General features: G+C 41.9%; 26 protein-coding genes and 1 pseudogene. 15 read left to right on the forward strand and 12 right to left on the reverse strand.

What is annotated here, in order from left to right:
• Positions 1 to 2 precede the first annotated feature (2 nt).
• Positions 3 to 617, reverse strand: a complete 615-nt coding sequence (gene wrbA / locus HT99x_RS06010; RefSeq protein ID WP_075066211.1) for an NAD(P)H:quinone oxidoreductase — start codon at positions 615 to 617, stop codon at positions 3 to 5.
• Positions 618 to 719: 102 nt separating this feature from the next.
• Here wrbA and HT99x_RS06015 point away from each other — a divergent pair, with 102 nt between their 5' ends.
• Together HT99x_RS06015 and HT99x_RS06020 are read left to right on the forward strand one after the other, a co-directional pair.
• Positions 720 to 1,046, forward strand: a complete 327-nt coding sequence (locus HT99x_RS06015) for an acylphosphatase (RefSeq protein ID WP_235528434.1) — start codon at positions 720 to 722, stop codon at positions 1,044 to 1,046.
• A 92-nt stretch (positions 1,047 to 1,138) separates the two neighbouring features.
• Positions 1,139 to 1,624, forward strand: a complete 486-nt coding sequence (locus tag HT99x_RS06020; protein WP_075066212.1) for an OmpA family protein — start codon at positions 1,139 to 1,141, stop codon at positions 1,622 to 1,624.
• An 80-nt stretch (positions 1,625 to 1,704) separates the two neighbouring features.
• Here the strand turns inward: HT99x_RS06020 and HT99x_RS06025 are convergent, their stop codons facing one another.
• Both HT99x_RS06025 and HT99x_RS06030 read right to left on the reverse strand, forming a co-directional pair.
• On the reverse strand, positions 1,705 to 3,417 hold the full coding sequence (locus tag HT99x_RS06025) for a proline--tRNA ligase (RefSeq protein WP_075066213.1): 1,713 nt from the start codon (positions 3,415 to 3,417) through the stop codon (positions 1,705 to 1,707).
• Positions 3,418 to 3,421: 4 nt separating this feature from the next.
• Positions 3,422 to 4,177 (reverse strand): outer membrane protein assembly factor BamD, encoded by a 756-nt coding sequence (locus tag HT99x_RS06030; protein ID WP_075066214.1) that lies wholly within the window; start codon positions 4,175 to 4,177, stop codon positions 3,422 to 3,424.
• 140 nt (positions 4,178 to 4,317) lie between these two features.
• Between HT99x_RS06030 and rluD the strand changes: the two genes are divergently transcribed.
• Positions 4,318 to 5,271: a 23S rRNA pseudouridine(1911/1915/1917) synthase RluD gene (gene rluD, locus HT99x_RS06035; protein ID WP_075066215.1), complete on the forward strand. Its 954-nt coding sequence runs from the start codon at positions 4,318 to 4,320 to the stop codon at positions 5,269 to 5,271.
• Between the two features lie 91 nt (positions 5,272 to 5,362).
• Positions 5,363 to 6,007, forward strand: a complete 645-nt coding sequence (locus tag HT99x_RS06040; protein WP_075066216.1) for a Fic family protein — start codon at positions 5,363 to 5,365, stop codon at positions 6,005 to 6,007.
• Here HT99x_RS06040 and HT99x_RS06045 read toward each other — a convergent pair.
• The gene (locus tag HT99x_RS06045) at positions 5,997 to 6,152 is read right to left on the reverse strand and encodes a hypothetical protein (protein WP_158003380.1); all 156 of its coding nucleotides are present in this window, start codon (positions 6,150 to 6,152) and stop codon (positions 5,997 to 5,999) included. The two genes, HT99x_RS06040 and HT99x_RS06045, sit on opposite strands and share 11 nt — an antisense overlap.
• Positions 6,153 to 6,310: 158 nt before the next feature.
• Between HT99x_RS06045 and pgeF the strand changes: the two genes are divergently transcribed.
• Both pgeF and clpB read left to right on the forward strand, forming a co-directional pair.
• Positions 6,311 to 7,027 carry a peptidoglycan editing factor PgeF gene (gene pgeF / locus HT99x_RS06050; RefSeq protein ID WP_075066217.1) on the forward strand — a complete coding sequence of 239 codons (717 nt, stop codon included), beginning with the start codon at positions 6,311 to 6,313 and terminating at the stop codon, positions 7,025 to 7,027.
• A 237-nt stretch (positions 7,028 to 7,264) separates the two neighbouring features.
• A complete protein-coding gene (gene clpB / locus HT99x_RS06055; protein WP_075066218.1) occupies positions 7,265 to 9,841 on the forward strand; it encodes an ATP-dependent chaperone ClpB in 2,577 nt (858 codons plus the stop codon).
• A gap of 14 nt (positions 9,842 to 9,855) precedes the next feature.
• Here clpB and HT99x_RS06060 read toward each other — a convergent pair whose 3' ends face one another.
• Complete coding sequence (locus HT99x_RS06060) at positions 9,856 to 10,161, reverse strand: hypothetical protein (RefSeq protein WP_075066219.1); 306 nt, start codon at positions 10,159 to 10,161, stop codon at positions 9,856 to 9,858.
• A gap of 159 nt (positions 10,162 to 10,320) precedes the next feature.
• Between HT99x_RS06060 and HT99x_RS06065 the strand changes: the two genes are divergently transcribed.
• Entirely contained in the window at positions 10,321 to 11,136 is an 816-nt protein-coding gene (locus HT99x_RS06065) for a DUF455 family protein (RefSeq protein WP_075066257.1), read from the forward strand.
• Here HT99x_RS06065 and HT99x_RS06070 read toward each other — a convergent pair.
• Positions 11,112 to 11,882, reverse strand: coding sequence for a UDP-2,3-diacylglucosamine diphosphatase (locus tag HT99x_RS06070; RefSeq protein WP_075066220.1), 771 nt, complete (start codon positions 11,880 to 11,882; stop codon positions 11,112 to 11,114). The two genes, HT99x_RS06065 and HT99x_RS06070, sit on opposite strands and share 25 nt — an antisense overlap.
• Positions 11,869 to 12,369, reverse strand: a complete 501-nt coding sequence (locus HT99x_RS06075; protein ID WP_075066221.1) for a peptidylprolyl isomerase — start codon at positions 12,367 to 12,369, stop codon at positions 11,869 to 11,871. The genes HT99x_RS06070 and HT99x_RS06075 overlap by 14 nt, the downstream gene beginning before the upstream one ends.
• Positions 12,370 to 12,480: 111 nt before the next feature.
• Here HT99x_RS06075 and gltX point away from each other — a divergent pair, with 111 nt between their 5' ends.
• Positions 12,481 to 13,917, forward strand: coding sequence for a glutamate--tRNA ligase (gene gltX / locus HT99x_RS06080; RefSeq protein ID WP_075066222.1), 1,437 nt, complete (start codon positions 12,481 to 12,483; stop codon positions 13,915 to 13,917).
• A 6-nt stretch (positions 13,918 to 13,923) separates the two neighbouring features.
• Complete coding sequence (gene cysS, locus HT99x_RS06085) at positions 13,924 to 15,306, forward strand: cysteine--tRNA ligase (RefSeq protein WP_075066223.1); 1,383 nt, start codon at positions 13,924 to 13,926, stop codon at positions 15,304 to 15,306.
• Between the two features lie 122 nt (positions 15,307 to 15,428).
• Here cysS and HT99x_RS06090 read toward each other — a convergent pair whose 3' ends face one another.
• Together HT99x_RS06090 and HT99x_RS06095 are read right to left on the reverse strand one after the other, a co-directional pair.
• Positions 15,429 to 15,884, reverse strand: coding sequence for a DUF4124 domain-containing protein (locus tag HT99x_RS06090; protein WP_075066224.1), 456 nt, complete (start codon positions 15,882 to 15,884; stop codon positions 15,429 to 15,431).
• Positions 15,874 to 16,197: a DUF3579 domain-containing protein gene (locus HT99x_RS06095; RefSeq protein ID WP_235528435.1), complete on the reverse strand. Its 324-nt coding sequence runs from the start codon at positions 16,195 to 16,197 to the stop codon at positions 15,874 to 15,876. The genes HT99x_RS06090 and HT99x_RS06095 overlap by 11 nt, the downstream gene beginning before the upstream one ends.
• A gap of 83 nt (positions 16,198 to 16,280) precedes the next feature.
• Between HT99x_RS06095 and pssA the strand changes: the two genes are divergently transcribed.
• On the forward strand, positions 16,281 to 17,057 hold the full coding sequence (pssA, locus tag HT99x_RS06100; protein WP_075066226.1) for a CDP-diacylglycerol--serine O-phosphatidyltransferase: 777 nt from the start codon (positions 16,281 to 16,283) through the stop codon (positions 17,055 to 17,057).
• Positions 17,050 to 17,409, forward strand: coding sequence for a DNA polymerase III subunit psi (locus HT99x_RS06105; protein WP_075066227.1), 360 nt, complete (start codon positions 17,050 to 17,052; stop codon positions 17,407 to 17,409). The genes pssA and HT99x_RS06105 overlap by 8 nt, the downstream gene beginning before the upstream one ends.
• On the opposite strand, the gene HT99x_RS06110 is transcribed toward HT99x_RS06105, so the two are convergent.
• Together HT99x_RS06110 and HT99x_RS06115 are read right to left on the reverse strand one after the other, a co-directional pair.
• Positions 17,396 to 17,935, reverse strand: coding sequence for a hypothetical protein (locus tag HT99x_RS06110; protein ID WP_075066228.1), 540 nt, complete (start codon positions 17,933 to 17,935; stop codon positions 17,396 to 17,398). The genes HT99x_RS06105 and HT99x_RS06110 overlap by 14 nt on opposite strands.
• 96 nt (positions 17,936 to 18,031) lie before the next feature.
• Entirely contained in the window at positions 18,032 to 19,477 is a 1,446-nt protein-coding gene (locus HT99x_RS06115; RefSeq protein WP_075066229.1) for a DASS family sodium-coupled anion symporter, read from the reverse strand.
• Between the two features lie 237 nt (positions 19,478 to 19,714).
• Here HT99x_RS06115 and HT99x_RS06120 point away from each other — a divergent pair, with 237 nt between their 5' ends.
• From HT99x_RS06120 to HT99x_RS06130, 3 genes are all read left to right on the forward strand, one after another.
• Positions 19,715 to 21,295 (forward strand): peptide chain release factor 3, encoded by a 1,581-nt coding sequence (locus tag HT99x_RS06120; protein ID WP_075066230.1) that lies wholly within the window; start codon positions 19,715 to 19,717, stop codon positions 21,293 to 21,295.
• Between the two features lie 295 nt (positions 21,296 to 21,590).
• The gene (locus HT99x_RS06125) at positions 21,591 to 22,451 is read left to right on the forward strand and encodes a metal-dependent hydrolase (RefSeq protein ID WP_075066231.1); all 861 of its coding nucleotides are present in this window, start codon (positions 21,591 to 21,593) and stop codon (positions 22,449 to 22,451) included.
• A gap of 29 nt (positions 22,452 to 22,480) precedes the next feature.
• Positions 22,481 to 23,227: a DotI/IcmL family type IV secretion protein gene (locus HT99x_RS06130; RefSeq protein ID WP_075066232.1), complete on the forward strand. Its 747-nt coding sequence runs from the start codon at positions 22,481 to 22,483 to the stop codon at positions 23,225 to 23,227.
• A gap of 98 nt (positions 23,228 to 23,325) precedes the next feature.
• Here HT99x_RS06130 and HT99x_RS06135 read toward each other — a convergent pair.
• A pseudogene (locus tag HT99x_RS06135) lies at positions 23,326 to 24,156 on the reverse strand (alpha/beta hydrolase); the annotation flags it as partial.
• 60 nt (positions 24,157 to 24,216) lie between these two features.
• On the opposite strand from HT99x_RS06135, the gene HT99x_RS06140 reads away from it, so the two are divergent.
• A complete protein-coding gene (locus tag HT99x_RS06140; protein ID WP_075066234.1) occupies positions 24,217 to 25,080 on the forward strand; it encodes a fatty acid desaturase in 864 nt (287 codons plus the stop codon).
• The last annotated feature ends 60 nt before the right edge of the window (positions 25,081 to 25,140 follow it).

The following is a 25,140-nucleotide window of genomic DNA, read 5'->3' on the forward strand; positions in this document are numbered from 1 at the left end:
CTTTATTTAAGGGGGGTTTTTAACTGCAAAGCAATGGTGGCAACTCGTTTACCCAGTGCTTTGCAAAGCGCTTTTTCATGTTCATCAATGGGGATATCATTATGCGTACCGGCCACATGGCTTGGGCCATAAGGTGTTCCCCCCGTTTGCGTTTCAAATAAACTACTTTCGCTGTAAGGTACGCCAACAATGAGTGCACCATGATGTAAAAGAGGGAGCATCATGCTCAAAAGGGTCGATTCTTGGCCGCCGTGTAATGAAGAGGTTGAAGTAAACACCCCAGCTGGGATCCCAATTAATTTACCTGAAAGCCATAATTGCAGCGTCGCATCCAGAAAATATTTTAAGGGGGCTGCCATGTTACCAAAGCGGGTAGGGCTACCCATAATGAGGCCACTACAATGTTCCAAATCTTCTAAAGTGGCATAAGGCGCGCCTTCATTAGGGACACTCGGTGCGGTGGCTTCACAAACGGTCGATACTGCAGGTACCGTGCGAATTTTTGCTTCAACACCCGTTACACTTTCAACACCACGCGCAATTAAATCAGCCATTTTGGCAGTCGCACCATGACGGCTATAGTAAATAATTAAAACGTAGGGGCTTGGAGCACTCATGCTAAACTCTCGAAAAATGAAAAAGTATATACCACTCATACTTGAAGAGGCGATATTTTTAAATCCCAAGCGAGTGGTATATCTTGTTTGAATGCAGATGATATGCTAGTCAATATTCAAAATTTGATATTTGATAAAAGAATAACAGGAGAGATGATGAAAAGTTGTCGCCGCTGTGTGATCTCTGGGCGAGTACAAGGTGTTTATTTTCGCCAGGGCACCTTAGAACAAGCTGAAAAATGTGGAGTTAAAGGTTGGGTACGTAACCTAAACAATGGTGATGTTGAGTGTGTTATTTGCGGAGATAACGAAGCACTGGAGCAATTAATGACTTGGTTACATCAAGGGCCGCCTAGCGCTCACGTCGTCAAAATGGAAAGTAGCGATATTCCTTGGGAAGAACATACTGGCTTTAGCATAAGACGCTAAATATTCTTTGTATGGGTGGTTGCTTTCTGACCTAAATAACGGTATTTTCTGCGCACCTCGCTTTATATTGACTTTGTATAGGAAAAATAATAATGCAAGCAAGAAAATTGATTCAAGCTGCGACCATCGTTGTACTCTCAAGTTTAATGGGCGCCTGCTGCAACACGGGCTGCATTAAACCCGTTGCTACCGTTGTTGAAAAAGAAAAGAATTTGGCTGTAATGAAAAGCAGTACTTACTATTTTGCTTTCGATAAAGCAGATTTATTAGATGTTGCTAAAGTAGAATTAGATGAAGTTGCTGCACACTTACTTGAAAATTCTGATCGTAAATTGCATATCGATGGCAACACCGACGTTCGTGGCCCAGCTAAATACAACATGGCATTAGGTATGCGTCGCGCTGAAGCGGTTGCAGAATACTTAATTAGCAAAGGTGTTGCTGCAGATCGTATCACCATTGAAAGCCATGGTGCGCAAAACCTCGCTGACAAAGGCACAACAACACAAGCGCATGCTGCTAACCGTCGTGCTCATTTAACATTTGATGCTATCGAAGATACCACTGCGGTAGCGTAGTTTTTAAGATAAAAATCCCCCGCTCGCGCTTGTCCGGCGTAGCATAGCGAAGACGGAAGCGAGCGGGGGATTTTTCTTTCTTAGACTTTAACTCTTTCTTGAATAATCTTCACAATATCTTCAAACGGCAAATGCTCCACTTCACCGGTTCGACGATTTTTATATTCAATCGTTCCTGCATCTATACCGCGTTCCCCTAATACTAAACGATGGGGGATCCCGATGAGTTCGCTTTCTGCAAACATGACGCCAGGACGTTCATTGCGATCATCTAATAATACTTCAAAACCTGCATTTTGCAGTTCTTGATAGAGTTTTAAAGCTGCATCGCGCACCCGTTGCGATTTATCGTATTGCATTGGAATAATCACGATATGAAAAGGCGCCATAATATCTGGCCAAATAATACCGGCATCATCATGGTTTTGTTCAATCGCCGCAGCAACGATGCGTGAGACACCAATTCCATAGCAGCCCATTTCCATGACTTGCTGGCGTCCTTGTTCATTCAAGACGGTAGCTTTCATAGCGGTACTATATTTATTGCCTAATTGGAAAATATGCCCAACTTCAATACCGCGGCACATTTCCAAGGTACCCTTGCCGTCAGGGCTAGGATCACCCGCCGTGACTTTACGAAGATCAGCAACACGGCTTGGTATGGGGAGATCGCGTTCCCAGTTAACACCCACAAAGTGTTTATCGTTTTGGTTGGCACCACAAGAAAAATCACTCATATTCAACACATGATGATCAGCAATAATAGGAATATTGAGATCTTTAGGCCCAACAAATCCTGCTTGGCAGTGCGCTGTGGCTAGTAAGGTATTTTCATCAACCAAGGTTAATGGACTGGCAACTTCCGGTAATTTTTCTGCTTTAACCGCATTTAATTCATGATCCCCGCGCAGTAGTAACGCAACAACCGGAACTTCTTCACCTTTAACTAATAAGGTTTTTAAAATTTGTTCGGTTTTTAAGCCCATATGCGCGGCTTGATCAGCAACTGAACGAATATTAGGCGTTTCTTTTATCGATAGTGTTTCTTTAGGCGCTGCTCTTTTGATCTCGGGGATTAAAGAGGTTGCAAGTTCCACATTCGCGGCATAACCACTTTCTGGAGAGTAAGCGATAGCATCTTCACCTGAATCCGCTAATACATGGAATTCATGCGATTGGCTTCCACCAATAGCGCCGGTATCGGCTAAGACCGCACGAAATGACAAGCCTAAACGTGAAAAGATTTTGCTATAAGCGCCGTACATCGCATCATAGGTTTCTTGCAACGAAGCTTTATCAATATGAAAGGAATAAGCGTCTTTCATAATGAATTCACGTGCGCGCATCACGCCAAAGCGTGGGCGGATCTCATCGCGGAATTTCGTTTGAATTTGATAAAAACAGCTCGGTAATTGTTTATAACTACGCAATTCATAACGCATTAAATCTGTAATCACTTCTTCATGCGTTGGACCGTAGCAGTACTCTCTATTGTGTCTGTCTTTCATCGTCAAAAGCTGTGGGCCAAATTGTGTCCAGCGCCCTGTTTCTTGCCAAAGTTCTGCGGGTTGCATAGCAGGCATCAAGACTTCTTGGGCGCCAACGCGGTTCATTTCTTGACGAACAACGTCAGTCACTTTTTGCAATACGCGCATTCCCAGTGGTAACCAAGAATATAAGCCTGCGGATAGCTTGCGGATCATTCCGGCACGTAACATTAATTGATGACTGGCAAGTTCTGCATCTGCAGGCGTTTCTTTTAAAGTCGCAAGTAGGAGCTGACTAGTCCGCATGTTCTTAAGATACCTCTTGAGCAAAAGGAGAGTCAGGGTAGTTAAGCATTAAAACGCGATAAGAGTCATTGGCTAAATCGGTCATTCCTAATTCACGATAAGCTTCAACCATAATGCTTAATGCTTCGGCTAAGCTAGGCGAACCATCAAAATTGGTAATGACATAGCTTGCTCGGTTTACCGCCGCGACATAGGCTCCTTTTTCTAAGTAGAAACGCGCAGCAACGAGTTCATTTTGCGCAACTAAATTGCGTAAATAAATAATGCGTTGTTTTGCATCATTGGCATAAGGACTATTGGGGTATTGCTGTGTTAATAGCGTGAACACACCTAATGCTTTTTTCGCAGGTGTTGGGTCACGATCTTCACGTTCCATTGGCAGATAGCGGCTGAAGAAACCCATTGCTTCGGAGAAGTGAATAACACCTTTCATGTAATAGGCGTAATCCACGTTAGGATGTCTTGGGTACATGCGAATAAACCGTTCTACTGCAGGTAGAGCAGAAGGATAGTCTTCATTTAAATAGTAGCTATAAACAGCGCCAAGCTGAGCTTTATCTGCATAATCACCGAAAGGATAACGTGACTCTAATGCTTCGAAATCTTCAATGGCCTGCGTATAATTTTTACGCTCGACATTTTTGACGCCCTGCATGTAAATATCATTGGGCGACATATTATTATATTTTTCATCTTTCGAGGTAGAATGGCAGCCTACCAGCAGGAGAGATGCTATCAGTAATAACGATGACTTTTTCATAATGGCTCAACTGCAAATTTTTGTTGATTAACTTAATTTTTATAAATAATAGGGCGCACTCATATAGAGTGCTTTGCCCAGGCGAGTCTATCGTAGCGTGACTACGGTTGCAATTTTTGTCTACCACAGAGGTCGTTTACATGCCAGATAATGAACTAATTGATTTAACCACCTCTGTTCCAGAAGATTATCGAGGGCTACGTTTAGATGTGGTTTTAGCCAAATGTTTCCCAGAACATTCTCGTTCACGGTTAGCAGAATGGGTGAAGCAATCTAAAGTCAGTCTCAATGGTAAAGTGGTAAGTGAGCCTAAAGCGAAGGTTCAAGGCGGAGAAATGCTGGCGCTTAAAACCGAGTTGTATCCAGCACAAAATGATTCCCCTGAATCGATTCCCTTGAATATTGTTTACGAAGATGATGATATTTTAGTGGTGAATAAACCGGCAGGTCTTGTTGTGCATCCTGCTGCTGGGAATCGTCAAGGAACGCTATTAAATGCGCTTTTATACCATGCTCCATCACTGAATCATTTGCCGCGTGCTGGCATTGTGCATCGTTTAGATAAAGAAACTACCGGATTAATGGTGGTTGCAAAAACATTAGCTGCCCACACGGCCTTGGTTGCAGCCATGCAAAGACGAGAGATTGAAAGAGAGTATTTAGCGGTGGTGGCTGAAGAACTGATTGCCGGTGGAACGATTGACGCGCCTATTGGACGCCATCCACACTATCGCACGAAAATGGCTGTCGTTAATGGAGGAAAGCCTGCGCGCACACATTATCGTTGTAAAATGCGCTATCGTGGTTTCACCTTACTAGAAGTTAAATTAGAAACGGGTCGTACCCATCAAATTCGCGTTCATTTTGCGCACCAAGGGCTACCTTTAGTGGGTGATACGGTGTATGGCTGGCGCTACAAATTACCACCACAATCAACCCCAGAATTACAGCAACAATTATTGGCCTTTAAACGACAGGCACTGCATGCTTGGCGCTTAAGTTTGCAACATCCGGTACGAGGCGAAAAACTGACTTGGGAAGCACCCTTACCTGAAGATTTTGCAAATTTGTTAAAGTGTTTTACAAAGAAATAAGGCAAGAAATGCTGCTTTCCTTCTCCCAATATTGGGAGAAGGTGGCCGAAGGTCGGATGAAGGTTATATAGCAGCATAATCGGAGAAGAAATTGAAAAAAGATCGTTACGACACACAGGGTACAGATGAAGGTGAAACTGAACCAGGTTCAAGTGGACGAGTATTAAAGAATTTAGTTTCAGTCAAGCGTAAACGTGAAATGGATGCGCTTGAGTATCAAGCTTTGATTAAAGTTACAGATGATTCTTTCGAGAATTATAGCCAAAGTTATTCTTTTACTTCTTTAGAGCTGTGTAAGCTACATAAGGCCTGGTTAGGTAATTTATATAATTGGGCAGGCTCATATCGACAGGTTAATATGAGTAAAAAGGGTTTTCCTTTTGCCGCGGCTCGTTTAATTCCTTCTTTAATGAATCAATTTGAAAAATCAGAACTAAAAAAATATACGCCGTGCAATTTTCAAGATCATGACAAAATTACTGAAGCATTAGCAATTGTGCATAACGAATTCATCCTAATTCATCCTTTTAGAGAAGGGAATGGTAGAATGGGGCGATTATTAGCAACAATCATGGCTGTACAAGCTGGATTGCCACCATTAGATTTTGGTGGGATCCAAGGCAAGAAGAAATTAGAGTATTTTAATGCTGTTCAGCAAGGTGTGGGAAAGAATTATGAACCAATGAGAAAGATATTCGAATCAATAGTTAAAAGAACACTTAAAATTAACCATTAAGAGGTAATTTTGGAGAACGTCTTTTAGAGAAATCAACACCTTCAATTTTAGTTGAGGTAATAACAGAAGTACGCACCATTTGAGCACGTTTTTTTGGATTTTGAAGGTAGGGATTTGTTGCAGCAAGTGAAGCTTTTTTTGCCATATAATCAAGACCTTAATAACTAGACTATTTCTAATATTATAGCAGAAGCGGGTCTTTAAGGATAATAACAGCTGTAATTATCCGATGAAACGCTTTTTTAAATTATGTTCACCTAACCTGAATGATTGTAAGTACTCTAAATAATAAGGTAATAATCGATGAATGGAATTTTACCAATCTGGCCTGCTCCAACTTGGATAAGAGCTATTACCACGACAAGGGAATGGGGCAATTTAGCAACCCATGTGAACGACGATCCACGCAAAGTTGCGCAACATCGACAAGCATTGCAACAAAGGCTTCACCTTCAGCATGAACCGGTTTGGTTAACGCAAACACACAGTGATAGAGTCATTGAAGCGAATTATCATAGTGCAGAACATCCCATCGATGCTGATGGTGTTATCACCACTTTCACCCAATTACCTTGTGCGGTATTAACCGCTGATTGTTTACCTTTATTATTGTGTGATTCTGAGGGCACCGTGGTCGGTGCTATTCACTGTGGCTGGCGTGGGATTTTGGCGGGTATTATAGAAAACGCAGTTAATAGTATCGCAAACCACGCAAAAGGAAAGATTTTGGCATGGATGGGGCCTGCCATTGGTCCCCAAGCATTTGAAGTTGGCATGGAAGTGAAGCAGCAGTTTGTCAGTAAGCATCCTGAAGCAACGTATGCTTTTAAAGAAACCAACATACCAGGAAAGTATCTAGCCGATATTTATCATTTAGCCCGCATCCGTCTACAAACAATGGGCGTCAATGACATTTATGGTGCGGGTCACTGTACCTACACGGAAATCGATCGCTTTTATTCTTTTCGCAAAGAGGGAGAGACGGGGCGGATGGCAACTCTCATCTGGATAGAAAATTAATAGACTGACTAAAGTATACAACTGTAGATCTATATACTCGAACCAATTTGAATTTAGATAAGGCGGTAAATGAATGAAGCTCCAGGAACGCACACATAGTGCATGGACTTCGGTGAATAAATGCAGCCAACACAGTATAAATTCAAAGTGGAAGAGTATAGGACTTTAAAAATGCTAACCTTATCCCCATATTAGAAAAAGCCGATTGATAATAAATGGTTTAAAAAAGGAAAGTGGATGAGTATTGAAAAGTTTACCAGTAAATTCCAAGAGGCCCTTGGTAAAGCGCAATCGTTAGCACTAGGGCGCCAGCATTCTGTCATTGAGCCAGTTCATGTTTTATTGAGCATGATTGATCAAGAAGGCTCAACGATTCGGCCTTTGCTAAAACAAATTGGTGCTGATTTATTAAAATTACGCTCAAGATTAAACCATAACTTAGAAGAGTTGCCGCATTTAGGCAAAACCACGGGCGAGATCCGCATTTCAGATAGTCTGAACCGCATTTTAAATTTGACTGATAAATTAGCGCAAGATCGCAAAGATAAATTCATTTCCAGTGAGTTATTTTTGCTGGCACTGCTCGATGATGAGCAAGATCCAGCTGCTAAAGCCTTAAAAGAAGCGAATGTCACTAAAGCAAAATTAGAGCAAGCGATTCAAACGATACGTGGCGGCGAAAGTGTGCAAGATGAAAACGCTGAAGATCAACGCCAAGCCTTAGAAAAATATACGATAGATTTAACTGCAAGAGCTGAGCAAGGCAAACTCGATCCGGTGATTGGCCGTGATGAAGAAATTCGCCGTACTATTCAGGTTCTACAACGTCGCACGAAAAATAATCCCGTGCTTATCGGCGAGCCTGGTGTGGGTAAAACAGCTATTGCTGAAGGACTCGCGCAACGTATTGTCAATCATGAAGTACCAGAAGGCTTAAAAGGTAAACGCGTTTTATCTTTAGATTTAGGAGCACTTATTGCAGGTGCTAAATTTCGTGGTGAATTTGAAGAACGCTTAAAAGCCGTCTTGAAAGATCTTGCCAAACAAGAAGGTGAGATCATTTTATTTATTGATGAAATTCATACCATGGTGGGGGCGGGTAAAGCGGAAGGGGCAATGGATGCAGGGAATATGTTAAAACCTGCCTTAGCACGAGGTGAGCTCCATTGTGTGGGAGCAACCACCTTAGATGAATATCGAAAATTTATTGAAAAAGATGCCGCTTTAGAACGACGTTTTCAAAAAGTATTGGTGAATGAACCGAATGTTGAAGATACCATTGCAATTTTACGTGGTCTAAAAGAACGCTATGAAATTCATCATGGGGTTGAAATTACCGATCCCGCGATTGTGGCTGCTGCCAATTTGTCTCATCGTTATATCACTGACAGAATGTTGCCAGATAAAGCGATCGACCTCATTGATGAGGCAGCCAGTCGTTTGCGAATGGCCATTGATTCTAAACCTGAACCTCTTGATAAATTAGAACGAAAACTCATTCAATATAAAATTGAACGCGAAGCCTTACGTAAAGAAAAGGATCCAGCTTCCAAAGCAAGATTAGAAAAACTGGAAAAAGAAATACACAAAAATGAAGCGGAGTATGCCGATTTAGAAGAAGAATGGAAAGCAGAGAAATCGGCCCTTCATGGTGCCCAGCATGTTAAAGAAGAGCTAGAACGTGCGAAAACGGCCTTTGATGCAGCAAGACGTGCTGGCGATTTAGCCCGGATGTCAGAGTTGCAATATGGACGAATACCAGAGCTCGAGAAAAAATTAGCATCTGCTTCTGAAGCGGAAAATAAAGAGAATGTATTGTTGCGTAATCGCGTGGGTGAAGAAGAAATTGCAGAGGTCGTTGCCAAATGGACCGGTATTCCTGTTAGCAAAATGTTAGAAGGCGAAAAAGAAAAGCTAATCAAAATGGAAGAAGTGTTGGCTAAAAAAGTCGTTGGCCAAAAAGAAGCTTTAAGTGTGGTTGCCAATGCCATTAGACGTTCCCGTGCAGGTTTAGCCGATCCCAACAAACCGGTCGGTTCTTTCTTATTTTTAGGGCCAACCGGGGTAGGAAAAACGGCACTTTGTAAGGCGCTAGCAGAATTTTTATTTGATACATCGAATGCCATGGTGCGCATTGATATGTCAGAATTTATGGAAAAGCATACGGTTTCAAGGTTAGTGGGAGCGCCTCCTGGCTATGTGGGTTATGAAGAAGGCGGGTATTTAACCGAAGCGGTACGCCGTCGCCCCTATAGCATCATTTTGTTAGATGAAATTGAAAAGGCGCATCATGATGTTTTTAATATTTTACTCCAAGTATTAGATGAAGGCCGCTTAACCGACAGTCAAGGTCGTACCGTCGACTTTAAAAATTGCGTGATTGTAATGACTTCTAATATTGGTGCAGAAAAAATCCAAGCCATGACAGGCAGTGCTTATGCTGAAATGAAATCAGCTGTCATGACTATGTTGGGTGATTATTTTAGGCCGGAATTTATTAATCGAATTGATGAAAGCGTGGTCTTTCATGCGTTAGATAAAGAAAATATTCGCCAAATTGCCAATATTCAAATGAGCTATTTGCAAAAACGCTTACAAGAGCAAGGTTTGCAATTAGAGGCTTCACAAGAGGCGCTGGATAAGATAGCACAGGCAGGTTTTGATCCGGTTTATGGAGCAAGACCATTAACGCGAGCTTTACGTCAGCTGCTTGAAAATCCATTATCAGAGGCATTATTAAAAGGGGAGTTTGTTCCTGGGGATACCATTAACATTGTCGTTGATAAAGATGAGTTGGCCTTTACTAAAAAATGAGCATTTAAATACGATTAAACTGAAATTTTATCGTCTATTTCATTAATCGTAATAATAAGCTCTTCAATTTCGTCCTGAAACTCTGCAATGATTTCACTTTCGTTTTGGTAGTGATTCGCAAAAACATTCAGAGTTTTCAGGGCATCTGAAATTTCAATTTTGTCATGAAAAATTTTGGTTAATTCCGATTCATGTAAATCTTGAGCATAACGCTGTAAAAAATTTAATAAAAAGTCGGTTTGAGGGGAAGTATATTCTGAAGAACCTATTGTGACAAAAGCATTACCTACTTCATCAATTTCATATGGTGTTGGTTGCATAATATTCCCTTTATTCAATGTCTTTACTAAAAAAGACAGATAAAATCTAAAAATAGTTCCGTCTTGTTGGGTGCGAGTACACGAATGATTGTACTGTCCCTAAAAATACAGGTAAAATCGCATTTCGACTTTGAAATTTAGCAAAATACTGTGAAATCGATGGCAATAAACGCTTTTTTTACTCAGATTTATCAACTCATGATGAGTCCTTGCCCCTTGACCAAAATGAAAGGGACAAGAACGTTATACCAGTCTTTTTTAGAAAATCCACGGATTACAGGACATGAAACGCCGGTTACAAGCTTAATCAAGGCAGGATTACCTGCTTGTGTTGAATTAGTCGATCCAAAATTAGTCAGCAGACGTAGCCCTCAGACACCATTAGGTAAAGCGGCTCTCATTCATGCTATTTTACATATTGAATACAATGCCATTAACATCGCTTTAGATGCGCTTTATCGTTTTCGCAATATGCCAATCGATTATTATCATGATTGGCTTAAAGTCGCTGTCGAAGAGGCTTATCACTATCATTTGCTTGAACAGTATTTAACACAACTGGGTTATTCTTATGGCGATTTTCCTGCGCATGGCGGTTTATGGGAAATGGTTGAGAAAACCGGTTATGACGTCATGGTACGCATGGCGTTAGTACCGCGTTTGTTAGAGGCCAGAGGCTTGGATGTCACGCCTGATATTGCTGCACGTTTAAAAGCGGCTGGTGATACCGTCGCTTATGAAATTTTACAAATTATTTTTCAAGATGAACTTGGCCATGTCAGCGTTGGCAATCGTTGGTATCATTATTTATGCGAACAACGCAATCTTGATCCTTTAAAAACCTTCGAATCCTTGTTGCAAAAGCATGCGCCTACTTATCTAAGACGACCTTTTCGGGTTGACGCACGAAAGCAAGCAGGGTTTTCAGAAAACGAAATGGCACTTTTGTATCAGCTTACAGAAGGCAAATCATAACTGGTTATGATTTGAATACCTTGTTGTGGTTCATAAGTGGCGAGCATATTCTGCGTTGGCGTACTGATAATCAGGCTAGCATGATCATGCCAATCTCCCAGAACCAGCCGTTTGCGTGCATGATGATCGTGAATATTAGGCCTGTGAACATGGCCATGGATAAGTTGTGTGACATCGTGTCGTTTAAATGCTTTCGTCACGGCTTCTTCGGTCACATCCAAAATGGAGAGTGATTGGTTTTTTTGGTATTGCTTACTCTTCGCTCGTAATTTTTTGCTAATATTATCACGCGTTTTTCGCGGAAGCCGTAAAAAGATAAACCGGGTAAGTGGATTTTGCGCGATACGACGAAAACGCTGATACGCTTTATCTTGCGTGCAAAGGGTATCACCGTGCATGAGCAGGGTGGGTGTGCCATGTAGATTGATCAACGATGGATCGGCTAAACGTTGAATACCCGCAGCTTTGAGATAAGCATTTTGCATTAAAAAATCGCGGTTACCATGCATAAAATAAACGGCTGTTCCGCTTTTAACCAGCGTAGCTAATGCATTTTGGATCATCATATGAAATTCGGTATTCAGATCTTGTCCAACCCAAACATCAAAGAGATCACCCAGAATATATAATGCTTTAACCCCTTTAGCAGGGCCTTGTAAAAAATCCATAAATAGTGCAACTAACGCGGGGTTAGCTGCACTTAGATGGAGATCAGAAATAAAAAGGGTGGTGTTAGGCGTTAGCAAGCACTTCAACCTTTTCAATGATCACATCATCAACGGGGACATCATCATGTCCCATACGACGGGTTGTTTTTGCTTTGGCAATTTTTTGCACAATGTCCATGCCTTCTGTGACACGACCAAATGCACAATATCCCCAACCATCTACAGTGGGTGCGCGATGATCTAAGAAGCCATTGTCAGCAACGTTAATGAAGAATTGTGCTGTGGCAGAGTGAGGATCGCTGGTGCGTGCCATTGCGATGGTGCCAACTTGATTGCGAAGGCCTGTTTTAGCTTCGTTTTGGATAGGTTTAAGGGTTTTTTTATCGACCATACCCGCTTCAAAACCACCGCCTTGAATCATAAAGCCGTCGATAACCCGGTGGAAAATGGTATTATCGTAAAAACCTTGGTTAACATATTCGAGGAAGTTCTCAACCGTTTTAGGGGCTTTTTCGGCATCCAGTTCTAAGGTGATCGGGCCGTAGTTGGTATGTAATACTATCATTACTATTTGTCTCACAATCAGTATCAAAATTGAGCCGATAGGGTATCATGTAGCGCATGTAACGACTAGCACAATCACCAAATAGTTGTATAGCTAAATAAGAGTTTAATCATGACCAGCCTTCCTTTTAAATCGCGTTTTAGTCCCAGTCCTACTGGATTGATGCATTTTGGTAACTTACGGACAGCACTGTTTAACGTGTTGCTAGCCAAGGCGCATACTGCCCATAGTCCTCAGCCAGGTGTTTTCCTGCTGCGGATCGAAGATACGGATATGGCACGCTCTGAGCAGGAATTTACCGAAAAACTGATGCATGATTTGCGTTGGCTAGGGTTAACTTGGCAAGAAGGTCCAGCGGCCAGTGGCACACAAGGGCCTTATTATCAATCACAACGCCATGAAGTGTATGAGCAATATTATCAAAAGCTGCTCGATGAGAAAAAAGCCTATTGGTGCTATTGTTCAGAAGTAGAATTAGCGATTGCACGTAAATCCCAGTTAGCTGCTGGCATGCCACCGCGCTACAGTGGTACTTGCCGTCATTTGACTGAAGCTGAACGTGAAGCAAAAATCGCAAAGGGATTAAAACCAGCTCTACGATTTTTAATACCGGATAATGAAACGATTGAATTTGATGATTTCATTCAAGGCCCTAAGCATTTTGCCGCCAATGATATCGGCGATTTTATCATTAAAAAAGCAGATGGTTCGGCATCATTTATGTTCTGTAATGCCGTTGATGATTCTTTAATGCAAGTGTCACATGTGATGCGAGGTGAAGATCATTTAACCAATACGCCAAGACAATTATTAATCTTAAATGCTTTAAAACTACCCGCGCCACTTTATGGACATATGCCGCTTATCTTAGGTTTTGATGGTAAACCACTCTCAAAACGCAATGGCTCACAATCGATTGAAAGCTTACGTGAACAAGGTTATTTCCCCATTGCTATCAATAATTATTTATCACGATTGGGGCATCATTTTGAACATGAAAAGTTACTGTCATTGAATGAATTGGGCGATCATTTTTCAGCCAAAAATATTGGCCGTTCACCGGCACGCTTTGATTTGGCACAATTAAATCACTGGCAAAAAGAAGCTATCATGAAATCCAGTGATGGCGAATTTTGGGAATGGGTTTCACCTTTAGTTGCCAATGTCGTTGGCGATAAAAAAGATCTTTTTGTGAATACCTTTAAGCCAAATTGTATTTTGCCTTCGGATGTAAAAGATTGGGCGACGCAAATCCTTACCGATTCTCCAGTATGGGACGAAGAAGCGCTATCTCATTTAACGCAAGCGAATAAAGAGTTACTGGATCATTTAAGCCAAGCGATAGAAAGCGAAGGGGATGATTATCAAGCGATTGTTAAACGCTTGTCGGAAGCGTTAAATATTAAAGGTAAAGCCTTATTTTTACCGCTGCGATCAGCTGTCACGGGGCGTTGTTATGGTCCAGAACTTGTGAAAATATTCCCATTGATGGGCAAGGATGCATTATTAAAACGGGTTGCCATTGCAAAGCAACAAATCAAAGGATAAGCAAAGATGCTACAAATCTACAATAGCTTTACGCAGCAAAAGGAAGCGTTTACGCCGTTAAAACCTGGTGAAATCTCACTCTATGTTTGTGGGATCACCGTGTATGATTACTGTCATATTGGTCATGCGAGGGTATTTGTTGCTTTTGATACCATTGTCCGTTTTTTAAGAGCCAGTGGTTGGAAAGTCAAATATGTGCGTAACATTACCGATATTGACGATAAAATCATTAAGCGAGCTATTGAGAATAAAGAATCTATCCAAGATCTAACGGCGCGCTTTATTGCGGCAATGAATGAAGACGCCAAATCATTGAATGCATTATCGCCCGATTTAGAACCTCGTGCGACCGAATATATGCAGCACATTATTGACATGGTTAAAACCTTAGAACAAAAAGGTTTTGCTTATGTGGCGAATAATGGTGATGTCTATTTCTCAGTTGAAAAATATCAGCAATATGGCCAATTATCTCATAAAGATCTGGAACAACTGCAAGTGGGTGCTCGCGTTGAAATTAATGAAGCAAAACGTTCAGCCTTAGATTTTGTCTTGTGGAAAAAAGCGAAAAAAGAAGAACCGCACTGGACATCGCCTTATGGGGAAGGACGTCCTGGTTGGCATATTGAGTGCTCGGCCATGTCGGTAGATTGTTTAGGCCCGTCCTTTGACATTCATGGTGGTGGTTCTGATTTAATTTTCCCCCATCATGAAAATGAAAGAGCGCAATCGGAATGTGCAACCGGTCAAAAATTTGTCAATACCTGGATGCATGTGGGTTTTGTGCAAGTCGATAAAGAAAAAATGTCAAAATCATTGAACAATTTCTTTACGATCCGAGAAGTGTTGGCACAATATAATTCTGAAGTCATTCGCTACTTTTTAACCGCAAGTCATTATCGAAGCCCGGTCAATTATTCTAAAGATCAACTCGATCAAGCTAAAAATGCCTTAGAGCGACTTTATACGGCGCTAAGAGGTATTGCTCTGATTAGTGTGGATGATAAAGTGCCTGCAATTGCATCCTATTATCATCGGTTCTTCGCTGCAATGAATGATGATTTTAATACTCCAGAAGCGATTGCCGTTTTATTTGATTTAGCCCATGCCACTAATACAGCGCGTGAGCAAAATGATGAAAATCTGGTTCTTTTCGCCAGTGCACTGAAATCGCTGGGGAATATTTTAGGTTTATTAGCGAGTGAGCCCGATGCTTATTTACAAGGTAAGCAAGATGATGCCGGCGAAATTGAAGCCTTAATTGTCGAGCGTGAACAAGCTCGTCAAACCAAAAATTGGGCCAGAGCCGATGAAATTCGCAAAACCCTGACTGAAATGGGGGTTGTGTTAGAAGATGCATCGGGTGGCACGACTTGGAGACGGGCTTAAGTCATCAAGATAAAAATCCCTCTGCGCTACGCGCTTCTCCCTTTTAATCAAAGGGAGAGACCGAAGCGAATCATTTGCCCACTTTGTTAAAGGGGGCAGCAAGCGAAGCTTGCAGGGGGATTTCACTGCGTACAAAACGACTTAATCATTTCTTGTGTCTTAGCAATCTCTTGGGCTTTTTGCGCAGGGGTTAACATCGTGACTTGGCCATCTGCCCCAATCATTTTAATGCGGGTTTTCAATTGTAAATTACTTAATTGTTCTTTTGCTTTGTCGCAATTGGTTTGCTTCTCTTGCGCAGTTAGCTCTTTCATGGCTTGTGCTTTTTTGAGCTCTGCTTCTTTTTGCTCTGCCGTTTGTTCTTTATCAATTAACTTTTGGACGGCTGCTTTTTCTTGCGCGACGGTACTAGCAGGGGGTGGGGGGGCTTTAATCTCTGTTGCTGCTTTATCAGGAGGAGGCTCTTGTGAATAAACCGTTTGGCCATTCTCATCGGTCCAGCGGTAAGCTTGTGCAAAACTGTAACTCGTATTCAGTAAGAATAATGTGGATAAAGCCCAAATGAATTTATTTTTCATGTTTCTCTCCACTATTTTCATCGGAACAGATCCTCAATTTATTATGTTTGGCAAAATCCAGGATGTGTTGATATAGAGCAGGATGGAGGGTTTGTAACTCCATATCGATAATTAAGCAACGCTTGCCGTCTTTAAAGGAAGGTTTGAGTAAAGGAGAGTAATGTAAGCGTTGGTTCTTAACGGTAGACAAGTGACCGCTCACCCGTTCAGCCCAGTCGCTGGGGCGAAATATTGTCCCTTCTTCGGTGATCCCTTCAATGACGATTTTGGTTTTTTTGTCTTTAGCCATAAAATGGGTGTTTTGGTTGGTCATTCCATATTATAGCATAATTTAAGCTAATTCTCTGACAATGGTTTGGCTCATGTATACACACAGATAGGTAAAGAAAAGCCATTATGATTTCAAGCAATACGCCGAATGAAGGTACTGAACCTCATCGAAACAAAGGGATTTATTTGTTACCTAACTTGTTTACGACCAGTGGCTTATTTGCAGGTTTCTATGCGATTGTTGCTGCGATGCGAGGTGATTTTGAATACGCAGCGATAGCGATCTTTATCGCGATGATCATGGATGGTCTTGATGGAAGAGTTGCTAGACTAACAAACACGCAGAGTGCTTTTGGCGCAGAATACGATAGTCTTGCCGATGTGGTTTCTTTTGGTATCGCCCCCTCTCTGGTGGCTTATAGCTGGGGACTCTCGAGTTTAGGAAAACCAGGCTGGTTGGTTGCTTTCTTCTTTGCAGCAGCAACGGCTTTGCGTTTAGCTCGCTTTAATTCCCGTCTTGATGTGCAAGACAAAAAATACTTTCAAGGACTTCCTTGCCCTTCTGCGGCCGGTCTTGTGGCAGGCATGATTTGGGTTGCCCATGATTATGGGGTCCCAGGTCATCAACTATGGGTGATTTGCGCCATTGTCACCTTAATTACAGGGGCATTAATGGTGAGTAATATTGGTTATTACAGCTTCAAAGAATTAGATCTGAAAGGGCATGTCCCCTTTGTGGCGGTATTAGCCGTGTTATTAATTATTGTCTTTGTTTCAATCGATCCGCCTTTTGTTTTACTTTCTGCATTTGCGCTTTATGTCTTGTCTGGGCCGGTTTTATCCATCAAGCGACGTGTTGGGGTATGGCGACGAAATCGCAAAGGAAAAGACAATCATGGGTGATACGAGGTTGCAAAATGAATACTTGGCAATGCTTGGGATCACGCAATGGGAAAAGCGTTCCTCGGCCTTACCGCATTCTCACTTTAGGGTGATGATAGATGAACAGGGGATAACAACTTTTGCTCAATTATCACCACAAAAGCAACAATTATTAACAAGAATGTTAGCTGCGCTCAATTGGCCGCAACCTGAAACGCAATTTTGTTTTGAACGAATGGAAAAGGGTGCTTCATTAGCATTCGCAAGGGGAGATAAGAGAATTACGCTGCCTTCGTTAACCGCATTACTTGAAGAAAAAACTGCCAAGCAACAGGCTTGGCAGTTGATGCAAAGTGCTTTTATTGACGGGTAGCTTCTTCGTCTTCTTCGATTTCCATTTCATCGTCTTCATCTTCGTCTTCTTCATCGAAGTCTTCTTCTTCAGTGAAGGCAATATGATAAATAACGACTGTTTCACCGATGGTGTAAACAACTTCACCAAAGCTAAAGCCTGAGAGTACGAGTTGATTTTCTGGATCGTCTTTTAAGACTAAATCTAAAGTATCGGTTAACTCGTCTTCTTCGGCAGAAATGCGCTCAATCAGCTCGCCTAGCACATGAACTTGTGCTTCTTCTTCAAGTGTTTCTAATTCTTCCATCGCGATAGGGTGAAATTGAATTTCGATCCCGACTTCTTCTTTGAGTTCAGGAAAGTCTACTAATTCTACACCATCACCAACACGTGATTGACCTTCGATGGCATTGCCGACCGTTTCAGTTTGAATAAAGTGATTTAATGCAAGCAAAATGCATTGTTCAGGGGAGAGCTTAAGCTGCTCAGCCACAATGGACAGTTCTGTCATTGCATCGTCAGGAATGTTTAATTGTAATGTTGTCATATCATTTACCTTAATTCGAATTGCACACATCGTATTCGTTTCTGAACGATTGGCAGGGCTGTTGCCTAGCAATCATCCATTTATTTTGATTATGGTTTACCAGAAGCCCAAGAATTTCCACCAAGCTGCACCCACAGTACACCAGATAAGAATATTAATCACACTGGTTAAAAAGCCTATTTTCCACCATGTTTTAATATCGACATAACCTACACCATAAAGTAGTGGTGCGGGCGCTAAGCTGTAATGAGTTAATCCGCCAAATAAATTGCTGAAATAAATCATAACAAAAGCAGCCAACATCGGAGGGGTGCCAATAGCAATTGATAATCCCAAAAATGCAGGATACATGGAGGTCACATGCGCTGTGGAGCTAGCGAAAAAGTAATGCGTATAAAAATAAATCAGTGCTAGAAGGGGAAAAGCAATTTTCCAATCTAATCCGGCAAAGTGGCCTTGCACACTGCTCGTGAACCAACTGAGCACACCGTAATCTTTTAGGAGATTGGCGAGCATAATTAAAACGCAGAACCAAACAAAGGTTTCCCACGCGGTATCAATTTTTACCAGCGATTTCCATTCAAGTACGCCGGTGACAAGCAATAGAATTAAACCGACCATGGCAGCAACAACCGGTGCTACGCCAAGTTGTTTACCAAAAATCCACAAAACCAATAAGACAATGGCAGCCAAACCCATGATCCATTCGTTGCGATGCATTTTACCCATCGCTTTTAATTCAGCACGCGCATTATCTTGCGCAAAAGGGGTTTCTTTGATTTCGGGTGGATAAATTTTGTAAATAAACCAAGGAATAATGGCCAAACTGAGAATACCGGGTACACAAGCGGCGAGGGCCCATTCTCCCCAGCTCACGGAAATATCTTGATCTTTGCTGAGGCTGGTTAAAATAGGATTAGCAGCCATTGCTGTCATGAACATCGATGAGGTAATAACGGTGACTTGGAAAGCCGTTGCGGTTAAGAAGGCACCAATTTTACGAGCAGAGTCAGTATTCGGGAAACTTTTATAGGAGTTAGCAATCCCTTGTAAAATGGGATAAACAATACCTGCAGAACGTCCTGTCACACTGGGAATAGCGGGTGCCAGGATTAAATCCGTTGCCATGAGGCCATAACTTAAACCCAGAGTCTTTTTGCCAAGCAACGCAGTGAAAAAATAAGCAATACGTCGACCGAGCCCCGTGACATTAAAACCTTTCGCGATAAAAAGGGCGAAAACAACAAGCCATACCACATCGCTACTAAATGAATTAAAAGCTTGTTGCATCGTAATGACTTTAGTCAGAATGCCAACAGTTATAGCAATGATTGCAACTGCGCCCATGGGAAGAGGTTTAATGATGAGGCCGAATACGGTGACGACGAAAATAACGACTAAATGCCATGCTTGATCGGTGAGAGCGCTGGGATGAGGGCAAAACCATCCAGCCAGCCCTAAACCAAGGCAGATGAGCAATGGAACCACCTGTAAACTGTGATGATCGGATTTTTCGTGTGGGGTTGCATTTGCTTGGGACATCTAGCTCTCCAGTCTCGCTATCGAATTTATGGATGCGACACTTTAACCGATCTGGGTGCGATAATGTAGTTAAACAAGTATACTCTTTCCATTTTGAGCCTATGCTTTGTTGCTAGCACGAAGGATCCCCTCCCGTCTGTACTGTTTGTACACTCCTGGGGAACATTCATTTGGCGCCTCGCCTAGATTCAAACTAAATATGTGTTTAACTAACTTTTTACGGCAAAAGAGGGATAGATGTCTAGCTTAGAAAATGAAATCGCTCGACGCCGCACCTTTGCAATTATTTCTCACCCTGACGCAGGTAAAACAACGCTAACCGAAAAACTCCTATTATTCGGAGGTGCAATTAAGTTAGCTGGTACTGTAAAAGGGCGCAAAGCGGCTCGTCATGCAACTTCCGACTGGATGGCATTAGAACAGCAACGTGGGATCTCGGTGACCACCTCTGTCATGCAATTTCCATTTCGTGATGCGATTATTAATTTGCTGGATACCCCAGGTCACGAAGACTTCTCAGAAGATACTTATCGTACGCTAACCGCAGTCGATTCTGCCTTAATGGTGATCGATGCAGTGAAGGGGGTTGAATCAAGAACGGTTAAATTAATGGAAATTTGTCGTTTGCGAGATACCCCTATCCTGACTTTTATTAATAAGCTCGATCGTGACAGTCGTGATGGCATTGAGCTGTTAGATGAAATTGAGAAAGTGCTGAATATTCGTTGTGCCCCTATTACCTGGCCTATTGGGATGGGTAAATTATTTAAAGGGGTTTATCACTTACAAAAAGATTGTGTCTTGCTGTTTGAACCGGGTAAAGGATCGGTTATTCAAGAGCCTGAGGTGATTCAAGGACTTGATAACCCATTGCTCGATGAGAAATGCGGCATGATTATCGATGAATTTCGAGAGCAATTAGAATTGGTCAAAGGTGCATCTCACCCTTATGATCATGAGGCTTTCTTACAAGGGAAACTCACTCCGGTCTATTTTGGTTCCGCTATCAATAATTTTGGTGTGAATGAAATTTTAAATGCTTTAGCCGATTTTGCACCAGCGCCACAATCGCGTGAAGCCGAAAGCCGTTTAGTGAATCCAACTGAAAACAACTTTAGTGGATTTGTTTTTAAGATCCAAGCAAACATGGATCCACAACATCGTGATCGCATTGCTTTTTTGCGAGTTTGTTCAGGACGTTATCAAAAAGGCATGAAAATACACCATGTGCGCTTAGGTCGTAGTGTTCAAGTTTCTAATGCACTGACCTTTATGGCGGGGGAGCGTGAACATGTTGAAGAAGCTTGGCCTGGCGATATTATTGGTCTACATAATTACGGCACCATTCAAATTGGCGATGCTTTTAGTCAAGGCGAGAAATTAAAGTTTCTGGGTGTTCCTAATTTTGCGCCAGAATTATTTAAAGCCGTACGACCTCGTGATCCTTTGAAGATGAAAGCATTACAAAAAGGACTGGTGCAATTATCAGAAGAAGGCGCAACGCAGGTGTTTCGTCCCTTAGATACCAATCAAATTATTGTGGGAGCGGTGGGGGAATTACAGTTTGATGTTGTGGCTCATCGCCTAGCACATGAATACAACGTTGAATGTGTCTACGATTCTGTCAAAGTTGTCACCGCTCGTTGGGTATATTGTAAAGATGACAAAAAGTTATCTGACTTCAAAACAAAACTGAGTGGACAATTGGCACTCGATAGCGCCGACGCTTTAACGTTTTTAGCACCAACCAATGTCAATTTAATGATGACAAAAGAGCGGTGGCCTGATATAGAATTTAAAGAGACCCGCGAAGTATAAATACGTTCGCAGTTTTCTCCTATGCGTTGTTGGCTGCACTCATTTTTAACAGTCATGTATTATTCATACACTCCTGTTAAAAATGAGCTTGCCGCCTAGCCTAGAAGAAAGCTGCTTTCGTATTTTGTATCTCTGGGAAATGCCTAAGGACAAAATGAAAAAATATATTCGAATCAGTTTGTTCTTAGGCTAGGCGCCAAGCTCTCGAACAACAGGAATGTATCAATAATACATGACGGTTGTGAGGAGGGCGCAGGCAACAACGCCTAAGGACAAAATGAGAAGAATATAAGTCATGGATGACGAAATTGTAACAAGACGCCTACGCTTTTTAATTGAAAAAGAGCTTCCTCGCTATTGGAACGATAATTGTCCTGTTAAAACCCATATGCTCAATGCGATAGCGATTTTGGCGCCAGCCTTTGAACGCTTAGCCATTACCAGTGTATTGCCTTATAAAAACCATCCGGTTTCAGCATCGTTAAAGACACAATTAGCCGGCTTTATTGGCCAAGAATCGGCGCACGGTAGTGAGTTTATTCGTTTTAATCAGATCCTTAAGCATCAAGGTTACGATACGAAAAAATTACAAACAGCCAATGTGCGTAATTTTAAGTGGTTATCCCGTAAATTAAGCCCCAAAATGCATTTATCTTTAACCTTGGCAGCAGAGCATTTAACGGCGATTATTTCAGACTTGTTGTTGCGAGAACCAGAATGGTTGGCCAATGCAACACCTTCTGTTGCCGCACTTTGGCGCTGGCATGCGATTGAAGAAATTGAACATAAAGCCGTTGTTTATGATCTTTATCAGCAAATTGGGGGCGGTTATTTCAAACGAATTGCCGGGATGTGGCTTGTTACCCAAATGCTAGGTAGCATTTTAATCGCTAACTTTTTTCATTTGATCATCAAAGACAAATTACTCTTCAAATGGTCATTTTGGAAAAATCTTTGGCATCTTTGTTGGGGCAAACCCGGATTTTTACGAAAATTGTTTCGACCTTATTTCGCTTATTATTTACCTAGATTTCATCCCTGGCAGCAAAATAATCTTGCGATGCTAAATGAATGGAAAAAGCTGTTAACAAATACAGATGTGCTTGAGGAAATGGTCGGTGCATTACAGAAAACCACCGTGATTGCCGAACACTAGATTAAGATTTATCACGATTGAGGTTTGGTATGCGTAAATTGGTCACATTGCTTGGAATGGCTTGTGTTATGGGGATCCCCTGCGTGCAGGCAGTTACCCCGCCTGATGCTCCACCAGATATTCGTGAAATGGATAGAACCCTTAAAAAGGTCGTAGAACGTTTAGATCAACTCGAAAAAGATGTGAATACGATTAAACAGGTTGGCAAATTTCAAGACTTACCCATTTCTCAAGCCATGCTTGCTCCTAATGAGATATTAAGTTGGAGTACCGAAAGTGTGCTGGAGATCTGCAATTACGACTATCTAAATTACCAGTATGTTTTGAAAAAAATCCGACCGCTATTTACGGCAGCAGGTTATGACTCTTACCTGAAAGCTTTGGAAGACTCTAAAAACTTAGAGTTAGTAAAATCTAAAAAGCTTTTTGTGTCAGCAGTGCCTACCAGTGAGCCTTTTGTGAGTAAAGAAGGGGTTAATGAAGAAGGTGTCTACAAGTGGGAAGTACAGGTTCCTGTTATGGTCACATATAAAAGTGCGACCCAGTTAGTGCAGCAGCAAGTGAACATGAGTTTAGATGTGGTGCGAGTCACGCTAGGTGAATCTAAAGCGGGGATTGCGATTCATAGTATCACCGCCAACGTCACTTCAACTCAAGCACCAGCAGAAGGGACGAAACCTGAGGCTGCACCATCAGCCCCTGCCCAACCTTCGGTACCAACCGTTGAGCCTCCTTCAACGGGTTTAGTGCCACCACCCACCGTTTCTAAACCCTGAGAGACTTTCTCTTCAAAATGCTTTTTTAAAGCAACACAAGCGAAATCCAAAGCGTCTTGTGTTGCTGCTACCTTCGGATAAAATCGCATAAATCCATGAATCATCCCCTTAAATCGTTGGGTAGTGACAGCGACTCCCGCGTCACGTAATTTTTTAGCATAAGCTTCGCCTTCATCCCGTAAAGGATCATATTGTGCGCTAATCAGTGTCGCAGGGGGTAAATCCCCAAAATGGGTAGATAACAAAGGAGAGGCAAGGGGACAGGAGCGATCTTGTTCGGGGTGAAATCCGCGTTTATCAAGCCATTCAACAAAAGATTTATCTAGCATGAAGCCATTGCTGTAAAGCGCTTTTGAACGAAAAGGATTGACTAAATCGACCATGGGATAAAAAAGCGTTTGATGTTTAATGATAGGCAATTTGGCATCGCGTAAAACATGGGTGCTAGAAGCGGCAATGCTACCCCCAGAACTTTCTCCCCATATTGCTATTTTTTCTGGGTCAATGTTGAGTGTGCTGGCATGTTGATAGATCCATTCAATGCTCTCAGTACAATCAAATAAAAAACGAGGAAATTTATGTTCAGGTGCTAAACGATGCGCAATATTGATCACTTTCATATTTAAGTTGTTAGCAAGTAAACTACAATAATCGTTGCAAGCATCTAAGCGATCTAAAACAAAAGCAGTGGCAGAAAGATAAATAACAACAGGGCAGGGATGATCGTCACCTGCTAAAGATGCAGGCGTATAGCAGCGAAGCGTTAATCCATGATGCGTTTGATAATCCTGGAAAGCCGCCATGGTGACTTTTAGCTTAGGGTGCTGCAAGTATTGGCGTATCTCTTCGGTTGAGAATTGATGAAGATTAGCAAAGCCATGGAGATAGGCTTTAGTAAGTAGGCGTTTTAGTATCGGGTTTAATGGCATAAGACTTATTTTACGTCATTTTATGGTATGATGCAGGCCCAATCTTAAGGGCGAGTAAAAATGATCCCAAAAAGCGTAATAGTTTTTTTTAGACAGCGGCATCAATACCTTAGTTATTCGTATGCCTTCTTTTTAGTGTTTATTACACCGCTTTCCATTCCTGCGGCTTGGTGGACTTGGCATCAAGGTCTTGTCACGGGAGCCGATATTGGGCTTGCAGTGTTATTTTATTCATTATCAGCTTTGGGTATTACCATTGGCTATCATCGCTTGGTGACGCATCGATCTTATCAGGCAAAGCCATGGCTGAAACGTGCGATATTAATTTGTGGTAGCTTTGCCATGCAGGGTGGTCCAGCAGCATGGGCAAGCTTACATATTCAACATCATCGTTATGCTGATAAACCCGGTGATCCCCATTCGCCACGTGAAGGTTTTTGGCATTCTCATTGTGGGTGGATTTTCCATGACTATAAACCCAACTACCGTCGTTTTGGTAAATGGTTGCTAGAAGATCCCGAAGTAAAACACGTTTCTAAATACTATCTGCTCTATAGCAATTTAGGATTAATTATTCCGGCATTATTGGGCGGATGGGTTGGTTTTGTTTGGGCTGGTTTATTAAGACTGTGCCTTGCATGTCATGTGACATGGAGTATTAATTCCATTTGCCATCGTTTTGGTACGCGTGATTACACCAAAACACAGGATACGAGCACCAATCACTTTTTGATCGCTTTGGTTTCATTTGGCGAAGGCTGGCATAACAATCATCATCGTTTTATGCAAATGCCATTTTTTGGACACCGTTGGTACCAAATAGATTTAGGAAAATGGTTATTGATGATATTCCATCAATTCGGTTGGATCTGGGATTTAAAAATTCCAAAAGAGTTAAGAGCCGATCCTGAGCCTACCTCTTAAAATATCAAAAGCCGGTTATAGGACCGGCTTTTTTATGCTTATGATTTCGAATGTAATTTT

Origin of the sequence: Candidatus Berkiella aquae, assembly GCF_001431295.2 — a bacterium.
GTDB classification, from domain to species: Bacteria; Pseudomonadota; Gammaproteobacteria; order Berkiellales; family Berkiellaceae; genus Berkiella; species Berkiella aquae.